Origin of the sequence: Deinococcus depolymerans, from assembly GCF_039522025.1 — a bacterium.
Classification (GTDB): Bacteria; Deinococcota; Deinococci; order Deinococcales; family Deinococcaceae; genus Deinococcus; species Deinococcus depolymerans.
Window position 1 is genome coordinate 139924 of the sequence record NZ_BAAADB010000030.1, and the last position, 16947, is coordinate 156870.

The 16947-nt window shown below is 72.4% G+C and carries 14 protein-coding genes; 10 read left to right on the forward strand and 4 right to left on the reverse strand.

The genetic code is table 11. The annotated features are described in order from the left end of the window. Window positions 1-270 precede the first annotated feature (270 nt). Window positions 271-2076 (reverse strand): translation elongation factor 4, encoded by a 1806-nt coding sequence (gene lepA, locus ABDZ66_RS15275; protein ID WP_343760716.1) that lies wholly within the window; start codon window positions 2074-2076, stop codon window positions 271-273. A 130-nt stretch (window positions 2077-2206) separates the two neighbouring features. On the opposite strand from lepA, the gene ABDZ66_RS15280 reads away from it, so the two are divergent. The 3 genes from ABDZ66_RS15280 (at window position 2207) to ABDZ66_RS15290 (ending at window position 5439) form a co-directional block, all read left to right on the forward strand. Further along, window positions 2207-3556 carry a M28 family peptidase gene (locus ABDZ66_RS15280; protein WP_343760718.1) on the forward strand — a complete coding sequence of 450 codons (1350 nt, stop codon included), beginning with the start codon at window positions 2207-2209 and terminating at the stop codon, window positions 3554-3556. Between the two features lie 55 nt (window positions 3557-3611). Further along, window positions 3612-4280 (forward strand): hypothetical protein, encoded by a 669-nt coding sequence (locus ABDZ66_RS15285; RefSeq protein WP_343760720.1) that lies wholly within the window; start codon window positions 3612-3614, stop codon window positions 4278-4280. A gap of 355 nt (window positions 4281-4635) precedes the next feature. Beyond that, complete coding sequence (locus tag ABDZ66_RS15290) at window positions 4636-5439, forward strand: GNAT family N-acetyltransferase (RefSeq protein WP_343760722.1); 804 nt, start codon at window positions 4636-4638, stop codon at window positions 5437-5439. A gap of 6 nt (window positions 5440-5445) precedes the next feature. Here the strand turns inward: ABDZ66_RS15290 and ABDZ66_RS15295 are convergent, their stop codons facing one another. Next, complete coding sequence (locus tag ABDZ66_RS15295) at window positions 5446-6099, reverse strand: ribonuclease HII (RefSeq protein WP_343760724.1); 654 nt, start codon at window positions 6097-6099, stop codon at window positions 5446-5448. 86 nt (window positions 6100-6185) lie between these two features. Between ABDZ66_RS15295 and ABDZ66_RS15300 the strand changes: the two genes are divergently transcribed. From ABDZ66_RS15300 to ABDZ66_RS15325, 6 genes are all read left to right on the forward strand, one after another. Continuing rightward, window positions 6186-7388: a class I SAM-dependent methyltransferase gene (locus tag ABDZ66_RS15300; RefSeq protein ID WP_343760725.1), complete on the forward strand. Its 1203-nt coding sequence runs from the start codon at window positions 6186-6188 to the stop codon at window positions 7386-7388. Between the two features lie 586 nt (window positions 7389-7974). Next, window positions 7975-9387 (forward strand): RNA polymerase sigma factor RpoD, encoded by a 1413-nt coding sequence (gene rpoD / locus ABDZ66_RS15305; protein ID WP_425544447.1) that lies wholly within the window; start codon window positions 7975-7977, stop codon window positions 9385-9387. 221 nt (window positions 9388-9608) lie between these two features. Further along, window positions 9609-11036: a DUF4129 domain-containing protein gene (locus tag ABDZ66_RS15310; protein ID WP_343760728.1), complete on the forward strand. Its 1428-nt coding sequence runs from the start codon at window positions 9609-9611 to the stop codon at window positions 11034-11036. Next, a complete protein-coding gene (locus tag ABDZ66_RS15315) occupies window positions 11033-12025 on the forward strand; it encodes an AAA family ATPase (RefSeq protein WP_343760730.1) in 993 nt (330 codons plus the stop codon). Before ABDZ66_RS15310 ends, ABDZ66_RS15315 begins: the two co-directional genes overlap by 4 nt. Further along, window positions 12022-13194 (forward strand): DUF58 domain-containing protein, encoded by a 1173-nt coding sequence (locus ABDZ66_RS15320; RefSeq protein ID WP_343760732.1) that lies wholly within the window; start codon window positions 12022-12024, stop codon window positions 13192-13194. Before ABDZ66_RS15315 ends, ABDZ66_RS15320 begins: the two co-directional genes overlap by 4 nt. 45 nt (window positions 13195-13239) lie before the next feature. After that, the gene (locus tag ABDZ66_RS15325; protein WP_343760735.1) at window positions 13240-13482 is read left to right on the forward strand and encodes an M-like protein; all 243 of its coding nucleotides are present in this window, start codon (window positions 13240-13242) and stop codon (window positions 13480-13482) included. A 281-nt stretch (window positions 13483-13763) separates the two neighbouring features. Here the strand turns inward: ABDZ66_RS15325 and ABDZ66_RS15330 are convergent, their stop codons facing one another. Beyond that, the gene (locus ABDZ66_RS15330; RefSeq protein ID WP_343760738.1) at window positions 13764-14978 is read right to left on the reverse strand and encodes a lipid-A-disaccharide synthase-related protein; all 1215 of its coding nucleotides are present in this window, start codon (window positions 14976-14978) and stop codon (window positions 13764-13766) included. An 86-nt stretch (window positions 14979-15064) separates the two neighbouring features. On the opposite strand from ABDZ66_RS15330, the gene ABDZ66_RS15335 reads away from it, so the two are divergent. Beyond that, window positions 15065-15481, forward strand: coding sequence for a hypothetical protein (locus tag ABDZ66_RS15335; RefSeq protein WP_343760740.1), 417 nt, complete (start codon window positions 15065-15067; stop codon window positions 15479-15481). A gap of 371 nt (window positions 15482-15852) precedes the next feature. Here the strand turns inward: ABDZ66_RS15335 and ftsZ are convergent, their stop codons facing one another. Next, the gene (gene ftsZ, locus ABDZ66_RS15340) at window positions 15853-16911 is read right to left on the reverse strand and encodes a cell division protein FtsZ (protein ID WP_343761063.1); all 1059 of its coding nucleotides are present in this window, start codon (window positions 16909-16911) and stop codon (window positions 15853-15855) included. Window positions 16912-16947 lie beyond the last annotated feature (36 nt).

The window sequence follows — 16947 nt, forward strand, 5'->3', positions numbered from 1 at the left end:
CGCTCTGCGAGTCTGCTCGGGTTGAACGAGGTTGCAGCCCGTTCAACCGGAGTCCGCAGGACGCGCCGCCGCAGCGTCTGCTGTTCACCGACGTCGAAGGTCGGGAGGCGCAGCGCGCCGCTCAGGCGCACGCCGGTGTCGCTCAGCAGCGGGTAGGGGAGATGCCACCGCCCGGCCGCTTCCCGCCGGTAGGCGCTGGGTGTACGGGCATGTGAACACCCCGCCGCACGTCCGTCTGGACGCAGGGCGGGGTGGGTGCCGTTCTGCGGGTTACTCGTCGGTGCTGAGGACCGCCAGGAACGCTTCCTGCGGCACCTCGACCGTCCCGAACTGCTTCATGCGGGCGCGGCCTTTCTTCTGCTTGTTCAGCAGTTTCTTCTTGCGGCTGATGTCGCCGCCGTAGCACTTGGCGAGCACGTCCTTGCGGAAGGCCTTCACGGTGGCGCGCGCGATGATCTTCGCGCCGATCACGGCCTGCACGGGCACCGGGAACATCTGGCGGGGGATGACTTCCGCCATCTTGTCCACGATCTTGCGGCCCAGGCTGTACGTCTTGGTTTCGTGCACGATCACGGCGAGCGCGTCGATGACCTCGTTGTTCACCATGATGTCGACCTTGCGCAGGTCGCCCTCGCGGTACCCGAGCTGTTCGTAGTCCATGCTGGCGTACCCGCGGCTGATGCTCTTGAGGCGGTCGTGGAAGTCGTACAGGATCTCCGCGAACGGCACCTCGTACAGCAGTTCCACGCGCTTGCCGACGTAGTTCATGGTGATCATGGACCCACGGCGTTCCTGTAGCAGCTGCATGACCGGCCCGACGTGCTCCTCGGGCAGCATGATGCTGAGCTTGATGTACGGTTCCTCGACGAGTTCGATGCGGTCGCGGGTGGGGAACTCGGCCGGGTTCTGCGTCTCGAACACGCTGCCGTTCGTGAGGGTCACGCGGTACACCACGGCGGGCGCGGTGGCGATCAGGTCCAGGTCGTACTCGCGTTCCAGGCGCTCCTGGATGATCTCAGCGTGCAGCAGACCCAGGAAGCCGCAGCGGAAGCCGAATCCCAGCGCCTCGCTGGTCTCGGGTTCGAAGGAGAACGCCGCGTCGTTCAGTTTCAGTTTCTCCAGCGCGTCCCGCAGCTTGCGGTAGTCCTCGGTGTCGGTCGGGTACAGACCCGAGAACACCACGGGCTGCGCGGGTTTGAAGCCGGGGAACGCCTCGGGTGTCTGCCGTTCGCGGCCCGTCAGGGTGTCCCCGACCTGGGCGTCCTGGATGTCCTTGATGCCGGCGGCGACCCAGCCGACCGAACCGGCCGGGAGGGAATCCCCGACGACCAGTCCGGGGCTGAAGGTGCCGACCTTGTCCACCTCGAAGTTCTTGCCGGCGTTCATCAGGCGGATCTGATCCTTGGGGGTCAGGGTGCCTTCCAGCACGCGCACGAACAGGATCACGCCCTGGTACGCGTCGAAGAACGAGTCGAAGATCAGGGCCTTCAGCGGGGCCTCGGGGTCGCCGCTGGGCGCGGGGATGCGGTCCACGATGGCGTCCAGGATCTCGGTGATGCCGATTCCCGACTTGCCGGACGCGAACACGGCGTCCTCGGCGGGAATGCCGATGACCTCCTCGAGTTCCTGCGCCGCGCCTTCCGGGTCGGCGGCCGGTAGGTCGATCTTGTTGATGACCGGCACGATCTCCAGGTTGTTGTCGATGGCGAGGTACGCGTTCACGATGGTCTGCGCCTCAACGCCCTGTGAGGCGTCCACGAGCAGCAGCACGCCCTCGCACGCTGCCAGGGACCGGGAGACCTCGTAGTTGAAGTCCACGTGGCCGGGCGTGTCGATCAGGTTGAAGGTGTACGTCTCGCCGCCGGTGCCGTCCTCCTGCGTGGGACGGGTGTACTCGAGGCGGACGGGCGTGGATTTGATGGTGATGCCGCGCTCGCGTTCAAGTTCGAGCGTATCGAGGGTCTGGTCGCGCTTGTCGCGCTCGGTCATCGCGCCCAGACGCTCCATGATGCGGTCCGCGAGGGTCGATTTCCCGTGGTCCACATGGGCGATGATGGAGAAGTTCCTGACGTTCACACAGAACAGTCTAGTGCATTTCGGGCCAGCAGACGGTCCCCGAAATCCCGCGCCATGAAACGGAAAACCGCACCCCGGCACGCACCTGCGGCAACCTTCCGCCGGGCCGTTCCGTATGGTGGCAGTGACCATGCCCGGACCGCTGCGCCCACTGCCCACCCGCCCCCCGGTGCCCGCCTGGAAGGTGCTGCTGCCCGTCCTGCTGACCGGGGGGGTGGGCTGGGGCGCGTGGCACGCCGCGTCCCGGCCGGTCAACCCGCCCGCGCAGCCCGGCGCGCCGCGCATCAGCGCCGCGCAGGACTGGGAGACCCTGCGCGGCTTCGGGCCGCGCCAGACCGGCAGCGAGGGCCTGTCCCGCAGCCTGGACTGGGCGCAGGCGCAGTTCGAGGCGCTCGGGTACCGCGTGACCCGGCAGGCCCTCCCGGACCGCGTGCCCATGCCGGTGCAGCGGGAGGCGTCCGTGCAGGTCAGCGGCCCCGGCGGCCCGCAGACCCTGAACGGCGAGGCCCTGCTGGGCGTGCAGACGGCCGGGCAGACCGGCACGCTGGTGCGCCTGCCGCCCGGCGTGACCGACGCGCAACTGGAGGGCCTGCTGGGCAGACTGGCCGTCACGACCTGCCCGGACGGCCCGTGGCGGGACCTGGCCGACCGCGCGCTGAACGCCGGACTGCTGGGACTGGTCATCGTGAACGACTGCCCGCAGCCGCCCGCGTACAGCCCGCTGGCGAACGTGGCGCTGCCGGTCCTGAGCGTCACGCCCGGGGTGGGCCGCGCCCTGCTGACCCAGCTCGGGCGTGAGGTCACGTTCACCACCACCGTCCGCACGCAGGACGCGCCCGCCTGGAACCTGATCGCGGCCCGCGTGGACGCCGCGCCGGAGGTGCTGTTCGGCGCACACCTGGACAGCGTGCCCGGCAGTCCCGGCGCGAACGACAACGCCAGCGGCGTGCTGGCCGTGCTGCACGCCGCCCGGCAGGCGACCGGTACGCCACTGGCGGGCCGCGCGTGGTTCGTGCTGTTCGGCGCCGAGGAACAGGGCCTGCTGGGCAGCCGCGCCTTCGTGCGCGCCCACTCTTACCCGCTGCGGGACACGCGGGCCATGCTGAACTTCGACATGGTCGGCGTGAATGCCGAATCCCTGGGCATCGACGCGCACCCGGAGCTGCTCTCACTGGCCCGCCGCGCCCGCCCGGACCTGCGTGTCTTCCGGGACGCGCCGGCCACCACCCGCGAGACCTTCGGGCGGTCCTCGCCCGTCACGGGCCGCAGCGACACCCTGCCGTTCAAGTTGATCGGCGTGCGCACCGCCTTCCTGCACCGGGGCGAGGACCGCCACTACCACCGCGCCAGCGACACCACCCTGACCCCCGCCCTGGCCGAGGACGCCGCCACGCTGGGCGTGCAGATCGCCCGGGCGGCGCTGGCCGCCCCCTGGACGCCCCGGGAACCGTGCGGCATCACGGGCCGCAACTGCCGCTGACCGACCGTTCATTCACGCACCACGCGCCGCCCGCAAAACTGTTAGATTCTTCGCAGTGAACGCCTCGCTGCCCGCACTCCTGGCCGGCCTGATCCTCGCGGCGGGCCTGTCGTGCGCGTCCCGGCCCACGCCGGACAGCGCCCAGGGAGGCGGATCGGTCATCTTCCCGCCGGCCGCCGGGACTGCCGTGTTCAGCGGCCCGGCCGGAACGGACGTCGCGCAGGCCGCCGTGACGGCCAGCGGCCACTACGGCCTGACCCTGCCGCCCGGCCCACCCCTCCCGGCCGCCGCACCCACCCTCCTGGACCTGCTCGGCCCGGCCCTGCCGGAGGGCATGGCCGCCACCTGCCAGGGCACCCTGACCACCGACCCGCCCACCGCCCGCCTGCTCGTCCTGAGCGGCGGGCGGTACCTGATCGGCTCGCAGGTCACGGGGACGCTGCGGCCCGCCCCGCAGGCCATCGGCACGCAGCAGGTGCAGGTGACCACCCGGCAGTTCGTGTACAGCGACCGCGCCGCCACCCTCGGCAGCGCCCATCCCTGCAGCTTCACGCGCGGGGGCCTGACCGTGCCCGGCGTCCTGCGCGTGCGGCCGACGCTGCGGCGCGGCTGGACCGTCCTGGAAACCCGCCTGGAACTCGGCCCGGACCGGCTGAACGCGGACGTGACCGACGCCGCGACCGGCGCGACCGTCGACTGGCTGTACCGTCCCCGCTCCGACTGAGACGGACTCCGATTGAATGGACTGCACAGTCCATTCAATCCGAGCGGATGCGAGAAGGAGCCGGGCGGGTTCCGGACGTGGAGCTGGCAAGCCGGTGGGGTTCCGGGTTGTCAGCGAAACAAACGGAATCCGTATGAGACGGACTCCGATGGAACGGTTGACCAGTACCGTCCACTCCGGGCGGAGGCGACTCGCAGCGCGGCCCCGCAGGGGAGGAGCGTTTTTCTTCTCCTCGCTTCGCCCGGATTGAATGGGCTGCAAAGCCCATTCAATCCGAGTCCGGATGAGGTCCCTCCGAAGGATTCGGCCGACGCAGGCGGAACCTGTCCTGGTAGGTGCGGGTAAGCTGGCCGGTATGCCCGGCTCGCTCGCCTTCTTCACGGACGTCGCACTGCGGGTCGCGGAGGGCGGCGTGACCGAACGCCACGCCGACCACACCGTCATCCGTTCGCCCGGCAATCCCACGTTCTGGTGGGGGAATTTCCTGCTGATGCCCGCCGCGCCGCAGCCCGGCGACCTGCCCCGCTGGGAGGCGCTGTTCCGCCAGGCCTTCCCGCACGCCGCTCACCGCGCGTTCGGTGTGGATACCCCGGATGGCAGCGTGGACAGCGGCGAGTGGCAGGCGGCCGGGTACGAGGTGCAGCGCGACACGGTCCTGACCGCCGCGCAGACCGTCCCGCCGCGCCGCACGCCGACCCTGGACTTGCGCCCCCTGCACTCGGACGCCGACTGGGAGGCTGCCGCGCACCTGCGACTGGCCGTGAACGCCGCCGACCCCAACCCGCACGGCGAGGCCGCGTACCGGGAATTCGTAACGCGCAAACTGGCGGCCGCCCGCGCCGCCCAGGAACGCGGGCGGGGCGCGGTGCTCGCCGCCTTCGACGCGCACGGCGCGGCCCTGAGTGCCCTGGGCATCTTCGACGCTGGCGACGGTGTCGCCCGGTACCAGGCGGTCGAGACGCACCCGGCACACCGCTCGCGTGGACTGGCCGGCGCGCTGGTTCACGCGGCCGGGCAGTGGGCGCACGCGCGGCTCGGCACGCGCACGCTGGTCATCGTGGCCGACCCCGACTACCACGCGCAGGCGCTGTACGAACGCCTGGGCTTCCGTCCTGCCGAGACGCAGCTGTCCCTGCACAAACGCCCGCCCGGCCCGTAAGGGCGGTCAGTCGGGGGCGCCGAACAGGGACGCCGGTTCGCTCAGCAGGGCGCGGATGGGCGCGAAGCTGCGGCGGTGTGCGCCCGTCACGCCGCGTTCGTGCAGCGCGGCGCGGTGGGCGGGGGCGCCGTAGCCCTTGTGGCCGGCGAAGCCGTAACCGGGGTGTTGCGCGTCGAGTTCCAGCATCACGCGGTCCCGTTCGGTCTTGGCGAGCAGGCTGGCCGCCGCGACCGAGTAACTCAGGGCGTCCGCACGGGGCGGGGCGCTCAGGGGCAGCGACACCCGCAGCTTCAGGTAGTCCGTGACGAGCGCCTGCGGGGCCGGGTCCAGCCGCGCCAGGGCGCGGTGCGCGGCGGCGTGCGTGGCGCCCAGGATGTTCAGGCGGTCGATCTCGTCCGGCCAGGCGTGCTCGACCGCCCAGGCGAGCGCGACCTCCCGCACCAGCTGCGCGTACTGCTCACGTTGCGCGGCGCTCAGCTGCTTGCTGTCCCGGAACGGGTATTCGGCGGCGGAACCGGGCAGGATCACGGCCGCCACGGTGACCGGCCCGGCCCACGCGCCCCGTCCGGCCTCGTCCACGCCCGCCACGCGGAAGTGTCCGCGCCGCCAGTGTTCTCGCTCGAAGGACCAGTCGGGGGTGACGCTCGGGGAGGCACTCATGCCCGGAACGCTAGCGCACCGGCCCGCTCCCGCGCACCGGCCCCCGTGAACAGTCGGGCCGCGCGGAATGTGCGACTCTGGAGGGCGTGACGAGCAGGCCCAAGCAGAAGATCAGATTCAACCGACCCACCGGGGCCGCCCCCTCTCCCGCGACGGGCGGCCGTCCGGCCGCCCCGGCCGCGCCGTACGCGGACGTGCGGCCCGCCCGGCTGCCCGAGAAACTCGACCGACTGACCGTCCTGACCAAACCCGGCGTGCGCGGCTTCCCCGACGTGGACGCCGCGCAGGCGCTGCTGGCGCAGACCATGCGTCGCGACCGGGTGCGCGGCGACGTGCTGGACCTGAGCGCCATGGGCGGCCTGATCGGCGCGCTCGACAGCGTGAAGCTGCGCGCCGTGGAAGGCAGCGCCGCTGCCCTGAAGGTCCTGCAGGCCGCCGGACTGGACGCCCACGCCGCCATTCCCGGCGACCCCCTGACCGAACGCTGGCCCGACCGCGCCCGGACCGTGTGCGTCGTGCTGGCCGGGGACCGCGGCAACGCCTACGCCGAGGCGCAGGTCGCCTGGGCGCACGCCTGCACGCCGCCCGGCGGGACGCTGTACATCGCCGGGGACCGCGACAAGGGCTTCGACCGGTACGTGCGCGCCGCCGGGAAGGCCTTCGGGTCCGGCGAGACCATCGCCCGTGACGGCGGGATGCGCGTGGCGAAACTCGTGCGCCGCCCCGGCCCCACGCCCCCGCAACCCGAACCCGAGACCTTCGAGGCCTTCGGCGTGAGCGTCGTCGGCCTGCCCGGCGTGTTCAGCGCCGGGAAGCCCGACAAGGCGACTACCCTGATGCTCGGCGCGCTGGACGCCCTGGACCTGACGGGTCTGGACGTACTGGACCTGGGCTGCGGGACCGGCATCATCGGCGCTTGGGCCGCGCGGCGCGGCGCGAACGTCACGCTGGTCGACGGCGACCTGCAGAGTGTGCGCAGCGCGCAGGCGACCCTGGCCGCGTCCGGCCTGAGCGGCGAGGCGATCCACTCGGACGTGGACGCCGAACTGGGCGAACGGACCTTCGACGTGATCCTCACCAACCCGCCCTTCCACGTGGGGCGGGGCGTGGTGCTGGACGTGGCCCGCGAGTTCATCGCGGCCGCCGCCCGCCGCCTGCGTCCCGGCGGCACGCTGCACCTCGTCGCCAACGACCCCCTGCCGTACGAGGCGGACCTGGGCCTGATCGGCCCGGTCCGCGAGACGCTGCGCGAGGCAGGATTCAAGGTCCTGTCGGTCACGCGCCCCTGACCCGGCGGCCGGCACCCGGACCGCCGGGAACCTTCGGGCCGCGCACCCCGTATTCCGCTTGATGGCCCGGAACTGCGTTCACCTCACCCGCACGTGCCGCCGACCCCCTTTGCCCCGCGTCCTGCCGCGCCCGGCACGCGGTTTTGCGCGTTTGCTAGACTGACGCGTTCCGGTGACCGGCCCCGGCCGACTCCGCAGGGCTTCCGTCCCCACCCCTTCAGCTGTTCCGTCTGTTCCGAGTTCCACGCCACCACGTCACACCCGAGCCCCAGGAGGCCGCATGGCAGATTCCCCCACCGTCCGCACCCGCAAGAAAGTCGAGGCGCCCACCGACGCCGCTGCCCCCGCCCCCAAACCGGCGGTCCGGGCGCGCGCCCGGGTGGCCGCTCCCCGTGAGGACGGCAGCGACACCGCCAAGCCCGCCGCGCCGGCCCCCAAGGCCACCCCGAAACCCACCGTGAAGCCCGCCGCCCAGCCGGTGGCCGCTTCCGAGCCGGAGCCCGCCGCGCCCGCCAAGGCCCCCGCCAAGGCCGCGCCGAAAGCCGCGAAGGCCGCCGACAAGCCCGCCAAGGCCCCCGCCAAGGCCGTGAAGACCGAGGACGCCCCGGCCGAGGCCGCGCCCAAGAAACCCGCGCGCAAGGCGGCGGAACCCAAGGCGGCCAAACCCAAGAAGACCGCCGACGCTCCGGCCGCCCCGGCCCGCACGCCCGGCAAGGTCACGTCCCGCGCCGCGAAACCCGCGCCGAAAGCGGCCGCGCCCGCCAAGGGCGGCGTCGCCGAGAAACCCTACTACGCGCACGCCAGCATTCAGGAACTCCTGAAGGCGGGCCGCGCGGCCGGCGTGCTCGCCAGCGAGGACATCGCCACCGCCCTGGCCGCCGCGCTCGAAGCGGCGGGCCTGGATCCCGAGAGCCCCGACGCCTTCGAGGACATGCAGCTGTACCTGGCGTCCATCAACATCGAGGTGCAGGACCTCGAGGAGGACGACGACGAGGAGGACGCCGAGGCGGAGGACGGCCCGGTCGCGGCTGCCGCGCAGGACGACGACGAGGAGAAATACTTCGACGACATGCCGCGCGCCGTGTCGAACGACCCGGTCCGCCAGTACCTGCACGAGATCGGCCGCGTGCCCCTGCTGACCCTCGAAGAGGAGATCGCGCTCGCCCGCCGCATCGAGGAGGGCGAGGAAGCCCGCAAGATCCTCGACGAGGACCTCGAACTCGACGACCGGGGCCGCCGCCGCCTGATGCGTCAGATGGAGGACGGCGCCGCCGCCCGCCAGGGCCTGATCGAGGCCAACCTGCGCCTCGTGGTGTCCATCGCCAAGAAGTACACCGGGCGCGGCCTGGGCTTCCTGGACCTGATCCAGGAAGGCAACCAGGGCCTGATCCGCGCGGTCGAGAAGTTCGAGTACCGCCGACGCTACAAGTTCAGCACGTACGCCACGTGGTGGATCCGTCAGGCCATCAACCGCGCCATTGCCGACCAGGCGCGCACCATCCGCATTCCCGTGCACATGGTCGAGACGATCAACAAACTGACCCGCACCGCCCGGCAGCTGCAGCAGGAACTGTCGCGCGAGGCGACGTACGAGGAGATCGCCGAGGCGATGGGACCCGGCTGGGACGCCAACAAGGTCGAGGAGGTGCAGAAGGTCAGCCAGGAACCCGTGTCGCTGGAAACCCCGATCGGTGACGAGAAGGACTCCTTCTACGGCGACTTCATCCCGGACGAGAACCTCGACAGCCCGGTCGAGAACGCCGCCAAGACCCTCCTGAGCGAGGAACTGGAAAAGGCGCTGAGCAAACTGACCGAGCGCGAGGCGATGGTCCTGAAGTTCCGCAAGGGCCTCGTGGACGGCCGCGAGCACACCCTGGAGGAGGTCGGCCAGCGCTTCAGCGTCACCCGTGAACGCATCCGCCAGATCGAGAACAAGGCGCTGCGCAAACTGAAGTACCACGAGAGCCGCACCCGCAAGCTCCGCGACTTCCTGGACTGAAGCCCGGCCTGCACTGAAGCCCGGCCATCCCGACCGCTCCACCCGGATCGCCCCGTGCCTGCCCAGGCCGGGGCGGTTCTGCTGTGCATTTTCTGCTGTGCGGTCGGGACGCTTGCGGCAGGTGCGGGAACCGGCGCGCGGGTGCGCGCGTATCCTCGGTCAGTCATGATCCTTCTTTCTGTGCCGGGCCGGTGGCCCGCCCGTCGCCGGTCCGGCCACGCATGTTGAACGCCGCGTCCGTGGGCGCCCCCGCCCCGCCCCGCACGGCCTTCGGGCTGGCCCTGCTGCCGCTATGTCTGGCGGGACTGCTGCCACTCTGGACAGTGGCGGCCCTGTGCGGGCTGTTCGCGCTGGGTGTCCGCTGGCCCGCGTGGGCACAGGCGCGCGTGCTGGGCACGCAACTGCTGATCGGGCTGGGGATGCTTTCCGGCCTGCCCGGCGGTCTGGGCGACGGGGCGGCGCTGGTGCGGCTGGCCGCGCTGTACCTGCTGGCCAGCCTGGGCGGGTTCGCCCTGAGCTTCGCCGCGCACGCCCTGGAGGACGGTCGCCGCCGCGCCCTGCTCGTGCCGCTGACCCTGGGGCTGCTGGCCCCGCAGGTGGGCGTGCCCCTGGCCCTGCTGGGCGGCGCGCTGGCCCGCCCCGGTCCGGACGCCCGCCGCGCCCCGCTGACCCCGCCGGAGCACACGCGCCGCTGGTGGGGCGCCCTGGCGCTGGCTGCCCTGCCCCTGCTGCTGCTGGCCCTGCTGCTGCCCACGCCCGCCGCCGGGCCGGGCAGCCGGGACGTGGCCGGCCCCGCGCCCGTCAGCGGCGCGGCCCCCGACGCGTCCACTCCAGGCCCCGGCCCGTCCTCCGGCATCGGGACGGCCGGAGCGGCGCTGCACCCCTTCCAGCCGCCCGTGACCCTGAACCTGGGCCAGGCGGGCCTGCCGGTGGAACTCATGCTGCTGGGCGGCCTGCTGCTGGCCGGCGCGGCGCTGGGTGTGCCGGCCCTGCGCCGCGCCCGTGGGCAGCCTCCGCATCCGGCCGAGTGGCTGATCGTGGCGGGCCTGCTGCTCACAGGACTGCTGTGGGTGGTGGCGGCCGTCCTGCTGTACCTGGGCGACTCGGGCGCCCCGGCGGCGCTCGGGCCGGCCGCCGGGGAAGCGCCGGGCGGCGCAGGTGGCCCGGGCGGGGCGGGCGGCCCGGACGGGGGGCGCGTGATCGACCTGTCCTGGCTGCTGCCCACGCTCGTCTGGGCGACGCTGGCGCTGGTGCTCGCGCTGGCCGGGGCGCTGCTGTGGCTACGCCGTCAGGGCGCCCCGGACCCGGCCCTGCCCGCCGACCTGCCGCAGGCACCCGCCGATGCGCCCGCCACCCGCGCCGCTCCCACCCACCGGGTCCGCGAGGCGTACCGCGCCGCGCAGACCGCCCTGGGCACTGCCGGCTGGCCCCGAGCGGCCGCCGAGACGCCCGCCGCGTACGCCGCCCGCCTGGGCGCACTGCACCCCCCGCTGGCCGCGCCACTCGCCACCCTGACCACCGCCTACGAACCCGTCCGCTACGGTGGCCGCCTGACCGACGAGGACGCCGCGCAGGCCGAACAGGCCGCCGACCTCCTGACCCGCACGCTGCCCACCCTGCCCCCCGCCCCCACCGAGGACACCCCATGACCCAGACCCTGACCCCCACCCCTTCCGCCCCCGCCCCCACACCGGACTTCGCCCGCGCCGTCCTGGAGAACGTCGCCCGCGTGCTGGTCGGCAAGGAGGACGTGACCCGCCTCGCGCTGGCCGGCATCCTGGCCGGCGGGCACGTCCTGCTGGAGGACGCGCCGGGCACCGGCAAGACCATGCTGGCCCGCGCCCTAGCCGTCAGCCTGGGCCTGGACTTCCAGCGGGTGCAGTTCACGCCGGACCTGCTGCCGGGCGACGTGACGGGCGTCAGCGTGTTCCGCCCGCAGAGCGGCACCTTCGAGTTCGTGCCCGGCCCGGTCTTCACCGGGGTGCTGCTGGCCGACGAGATCAACCGCGCCACGCCCCGCACGCAGTCCGCGCTCCTTGAGGCGATGGGGGAGGGGCAGGTCACGGAATCCGGCGTGACCCGCCCGCTGCCCGCGCCGTTCGTGGTGATCGCCACGCAGAACCCCATCGAGAACGAGGGCACCTACCGCCTGCCGGAAGCGCAGCTGGACCGCTTCCTGCTGCGCCTGTCGGTCGGGTACCCCACCCACGAGGAGGAGGTGCGGATGCTCGCCCGCCTCCAGACCCAGCATCCCATCGCCACGCTGGGGGCCGTCACCACGCCCGCCGCGCTGCTGCACGCCCAGGCGCAGGTGCGCGCCGTGTTCGTCGCGCCCGAGGTGCAGGCCTACCTCGCGCGCCTGAGTGCCCGCACCCGCACGCACCCCAGCGTCACCCTGGGGGCCGGGCCGCGCGCCAGCCTCGCGCTGCAGGGCGTCGCGCAGGCGCTCGCGTGGCTGGCCGGGCGGCCGTTCGTCACGCCGGACGACGTGCAGGCCGCCGCGCCCGGCGTACTCGCCCACCGCCTGAGCCTGCGGATCGAGGCGCGGCTCCAGGGCGTGCCCGACCGTGAGATCGTCCGCGAGATCCTGATGGCCGAACCCGTCCCCGCCGAACTCAGCCCCAATTCCGCCCGGTGACGACCCTGACCGTTTCCCTGACCGCCGCGCTGCCCTGGCTGCTGTTGATCGGCGCGGTCCTGGCCGCCCTGTGGTGGGGCTCGCGCCGCCCGCCCGGCGTCACCGTGGAACGCCTCGTGCCCGCCACGGGCTTTGAGGGCACCCGCGTTCCCCTGACCGTGCGCGTCAAGCTGCGCAGCCGCCGCCCCCTGCGCGTCCTGCTGGACGACCCCACGCCGCGCGGCGTGGTGCCCGACGTGACGCCCGAACTCAGCGTGCGCCTGCTCGGACACGCGCCGCACGACCTGACCACCACCCTCACCCTCAACCGGCGCGGCGCGCACGACTGGCCCGGCGGGACGCTGCGCTGGGCCGATCCGCTCGGTCTGTTCTGGCACTCCGCGCCGCTGCCCGGCCCGCCCACCACGCTGGACGTCTTTCCCGGCACGCACGGCCTGATCCTGCCGGACCTGCTGCGCCCCCTGCTCTCGGAAGGCACCCTGACCCGCCGCGTCGGCCTGGACGACCCGCTGAGCCTGCGCGGCGTGCGCGATTACGTGCCCGGCGACCCGCCCGGCCGGGTCCACTGGCGCCTGAGTGCCCGCACCGGCACCCTGACCGTCCGCGAACCCGAACGCACCGCCGCCAGCAGCCTGACCGTGTTCGTGGACACCAGCAGTGGCGGCGAGGTCTTCGTGGACAGCGCCGCCCGCCTCGCCGCCAGCCTCGTCCGGGAGGCCGCCGGCCTGGGCCTGCCCGTCGCGGCCGCCACCCGCGCCACCCTGAGCCCCAGCGGCCGCGACCCGCTGTCCATGCAGGCCGCCCTGCGGCTCCTGGCCCGCCTCGCCCCGGACAGCGCCCCGCCGCGCCTGCCGCCCACCCGCAGCGGCGGGAACCTGATCCTGCTGACCGCCAGCCCCGGCCCGGACCTGCTGACCCAGGCCCTGCACGCCCGCGCGACCGCCGCCCGCGTCAGCATCGTCGCGCTGCCCGAGGGCTACTACCTGGAACCCGGCGAGAGCCCCCGCCGCCAGTGGACCGGCCTGCCCGACGCGGTCCGCGACCTCGAACGCCGCGCCGCCGCGCTGGCCGGGGCCGGCATTCAGGTCGTGGTGCTTCGCGGCAACCAGAGCGTCCTGACCCTGGCCCACGGTCACGCGCCGGGTGGAGGCAGCATGCAGACGATATGAAGAAGCCTTTCAGGCGGGCGTGGGCCGCGCGCGGTAGCGTAAGCCATGACCGACGACAAACGCCACGACGCCACCCACACCCACCCGGACGGCAGCGAGATCCGCAACGTCGACCTTCAGTTCATGGGCCACGCCGATGAGCAGAAGGAACTCGCAGCGGCGGTGGACGCCGAGAGCAAGGCGCCGGGCGAGTACGTCGAACGCGGCATGGACAAGCAGGACGTCGCCTCCGCGCAGAGCATGGACGCCAGCGATCCCCCCAGCACCAACATGGGCGAGCAGGACTGATCCGGACTCCGATTGAATGGGCTGCTAAGCCCGTTCAATACGAGCGGATGCGACTCGGAGAGCTGCGCCGCAGAGCAGGAGAAAAACTGGTTCCGGACGTGGAGCTGGCAATCCGGTGAACTTCCGGATTGTCGGCGAAACAAACGGAATCCGTATGAAGGAAGTGGAGTTGGGCCCGGAAGGACCGCCGTCAGCCCCCACCCTGTCTGGGCCCGCCGCCTCCGGTCTGACCGGCGTTCCCTTTCCGGCTGCGTTCCCGTGAGCTGGGTGGGCCTGGCCGTTCAGTGAGAGCTGTCAGCCGCCAGTTCCAGGATGCGGGCCGCGACCCTCGGGAGTGCGCCGGCCGGACCGATACGGGTCATTCCATCAAGTGCCGCGCGGGCCAGCGCCTCCGGGCGGGTCACCCGCTCCACGGCCCGGGCGACGGCCTGCACTTCCGCCGGAACGACGGTCAGGGCGCGGCCAAGCAGGCGGCCCTGCCGCCGCGCGAAGCCCTCCGTGAATTGCGGTCCGCGCGTCGGGAACGCCACGACCGGAACGCCCAGACCCGCGAGTTGCTCGTTCGCGGTCCCGGCCGTGCCGATGGCCACCTGGGCGGCGTGCGCGACTGCCCCGAACGCGCCGCGCAGCACCTGCACCCGCACCGTTCCGTCCGTGACCTCACCCTGTCCGTCCAGGTGTTGCTGGAAGGTCCAGCCGCCGGGCAGCGTCAGGTCGTCCCAGCCGTGCGACCACGCGACCAGCGCCTGCCAGCCTGGCAGGTGCGCGGCGGCCCGCAGCATCAGCGGCAGGCTCTCCCGGTGATCCTCACGGGAGCCGGGCAGGAGCGCCAGCACCGGCCGGCCGTCCAGCGGCAGCGGCCCCTCGGGTGCTGGCAGGACGTCCATGGCGAAACTCCCGGCGAACGTGGCCGGAACACCCCGCCGGGCGTAGTGGCGGGCGGTGGCGGCGTCCCGCACGAACACCGCGTCTGCCCGGCGGGCCAGGGCCAGCTCGTACTCCATGGGGCGGTTGGCGCCCAGCGCGTTCAGTTCCGCCAGGGTGCCGCGCAGGCTCAGGCCGTCCAGGTACTGCGCGCTCAGCAGTGGCTGCACGTGTACCAGCCGCGCCCTGCCCCGCTGCGCTGCGAGCGTCCCGACCATCAGGGCGTAGGCGTCCCCCACCACCACGACCACCTGCGCGTCCCGCGCGCCGCGCGCCGCGTCCCGCCACTGGCCCAGCGACCCGCGGATCAGACCGGCCTTCAGGTCCGCCGCAAGGTTGCTGACGCTCCCCAACGGGAACCCGCCGCTGGGCAACGGCAGGGTCCGCCCGATCCTGCGCACGCCGGCCCGCGCGTAGGGGGCGCCGCTGCCCACCAGTGGCGCGCAGGTCAGCCGGACCTGCCCGCGCAGGCGGGCGGCGATGGCCGCGCCGATCAGGTCCTCGGCGGTTCCGTTGGAAATGAACAGCGCGCCGGGCTGCGGGGCGGGGAAAACGGGGAGGTCGGTGGTCACGCAGGCCAGAATAGCCGCGCCGCGCCGTGTGGTACGAATGGGGGGATGACCGCCTTCCTGTTCTCTTCCGCCGCCCGCCTGAGCGCATGAGTGAGTTCGACGAACTTCAGGCCGTGATCCGCCGGCACGCCGCGGGCCGTCAGGCCGAACAGCGCGCCTGCGAGGCGTTCCTGAACGCCCTGTACCACGCCCTGCGAACTGCCAGCGGGCCGGGGCTGCCGCTGAACAACGTCACGCTGGAATTCACGGCCGACCCGGACCTGCGGCTGCGCCCCGCCCCGGCCGGCAGCGTGCACGCCGCGTGGCTGCGCCTGGGCCTGTGCGAGGTCCTCGTGCGCGTGCGGCGGCTCGACGGGGCCTTCGTGGGCGAGTACGGCGCGGGCGGAACCTTCCGTCTGGACAGCACCACCGAGGACGATCTGCTGGTCCTCGCCCGTACCCTGCTGCGCGACGTGACCGCCGCGTATGGGGGCGACGCGGCGCCTCCGTCACACCTGAACTGATAAGGACTCCGATTGAATGGCTTACAAAGCCATTCAATCCGACCGGAGCGACTCGTAGAGCTGCCCCGCAGAGCAGGAGAGAAACGGATTCCGGACGTGGGGTTGACAGATCGGTGGTGTTCCGATCTGTTAACGAAACAAACGGAATCCGTATGATACGGACGGCCGTCTGTTTCGTTGACACCCCGCCGACGCACCGGGGGACCCACGCCAAGGCCGGCACCGGTCCCGCTCCTTCCCTGCGGGGCCGCGCTGCTCGGCGCCTCCGCCCGGACAGCACGGTGCTGGGCGACCGTTCCATCCGGGTCCGTACGCTGCGGCCCCGCCGACCCCGGGGCGTGCGGGGCGTGCGGGGCCGGCTGGAACGGCGCTTACTGGTCGATGTTGCGCAGGAAGGCGGGAATGTCGTAGTCCTTGGGGTCGTAGCTGCTGCCGCGCACGGGTTTGACGATCGTGTCGATCACGCTGGCGCGCATGCCGCCGGCCACGGTGACGGGCACCTCGTTGAAGCCGGTGGCAATGACCGTGACGCGCACCTCGTCGCCGGCGGCCTCGTCGGGCGTGATGCCGAACAGGATGTCGGGTTCGTCGAAGCCGGTGGCCTCGCGGATCTTCTCGACGATCTCGTTCGCGTCGGTCATGGAGAGGTCGTAACTGCCGGTGACGTTCACGAGGATGCGCCGCGCGCCCTCGATGCCGCGTTCAAGCAGCGGCGAGTGGATGGCACTCATCGCGGCTTCCTCGGCCACCTTCTCGCCGCGGCCGGCGCCGATGCCCATCAGGACGGTGCCGCTGCCGGCGAGCAGGTTACGGACGTCCGCGAAGTCGAGGTTGATCATGCCCTCGACGTTGATCACGTCGCTGATGCCCTTCACGCCGTAGTACAGGACGCGGTCGGCGATCAGGAAGGCCTCGCGGAACGAGACCTTCTTGTCGACGGCGGTCAGCAGCTTCTCGTTGTTCACGACGATCATGCCGTCCACGCGGGCGGCGAGTTTGCTGATGCCTTCCTCGGCCACGCGCAGGCGTTTGGGTCCCTCGAACTTGAAGGGCCGGGTGACGATGGCGACCGTCAGGATGCCCATCTCGCGGGCGATCTCCGCGACGACCGGCGCGCTGCCGGTGCCGGTGCCGCCGCCCATGCCGGCCGTGATGAACAGCATGTCGGTGCCCTCGAGGTACTCCTTGATGCGTTCGCGGTCCTCCAGGGCGGCCTTCTCGCCGACCTCGGGGTCCGCTCCGGCGCCCAGGCCGCGGGTCAGGCGGTCCCCGAGTTGAATGCGGATCTCGGCGTGACTTTTGGCCAGCACCTGAGCGTCCGTATTCCCGGCGATGAACTCGACACCTTCGAGTCCGGATTCAATCATGCGGTTGACGGCGTTGTTGCCCGCCCCGCCCAAGCCAATCACGCGAATTCTGGCCGCTTGCATCATGCTCTCCTTACGACACGGTCCATCACCCCGCGG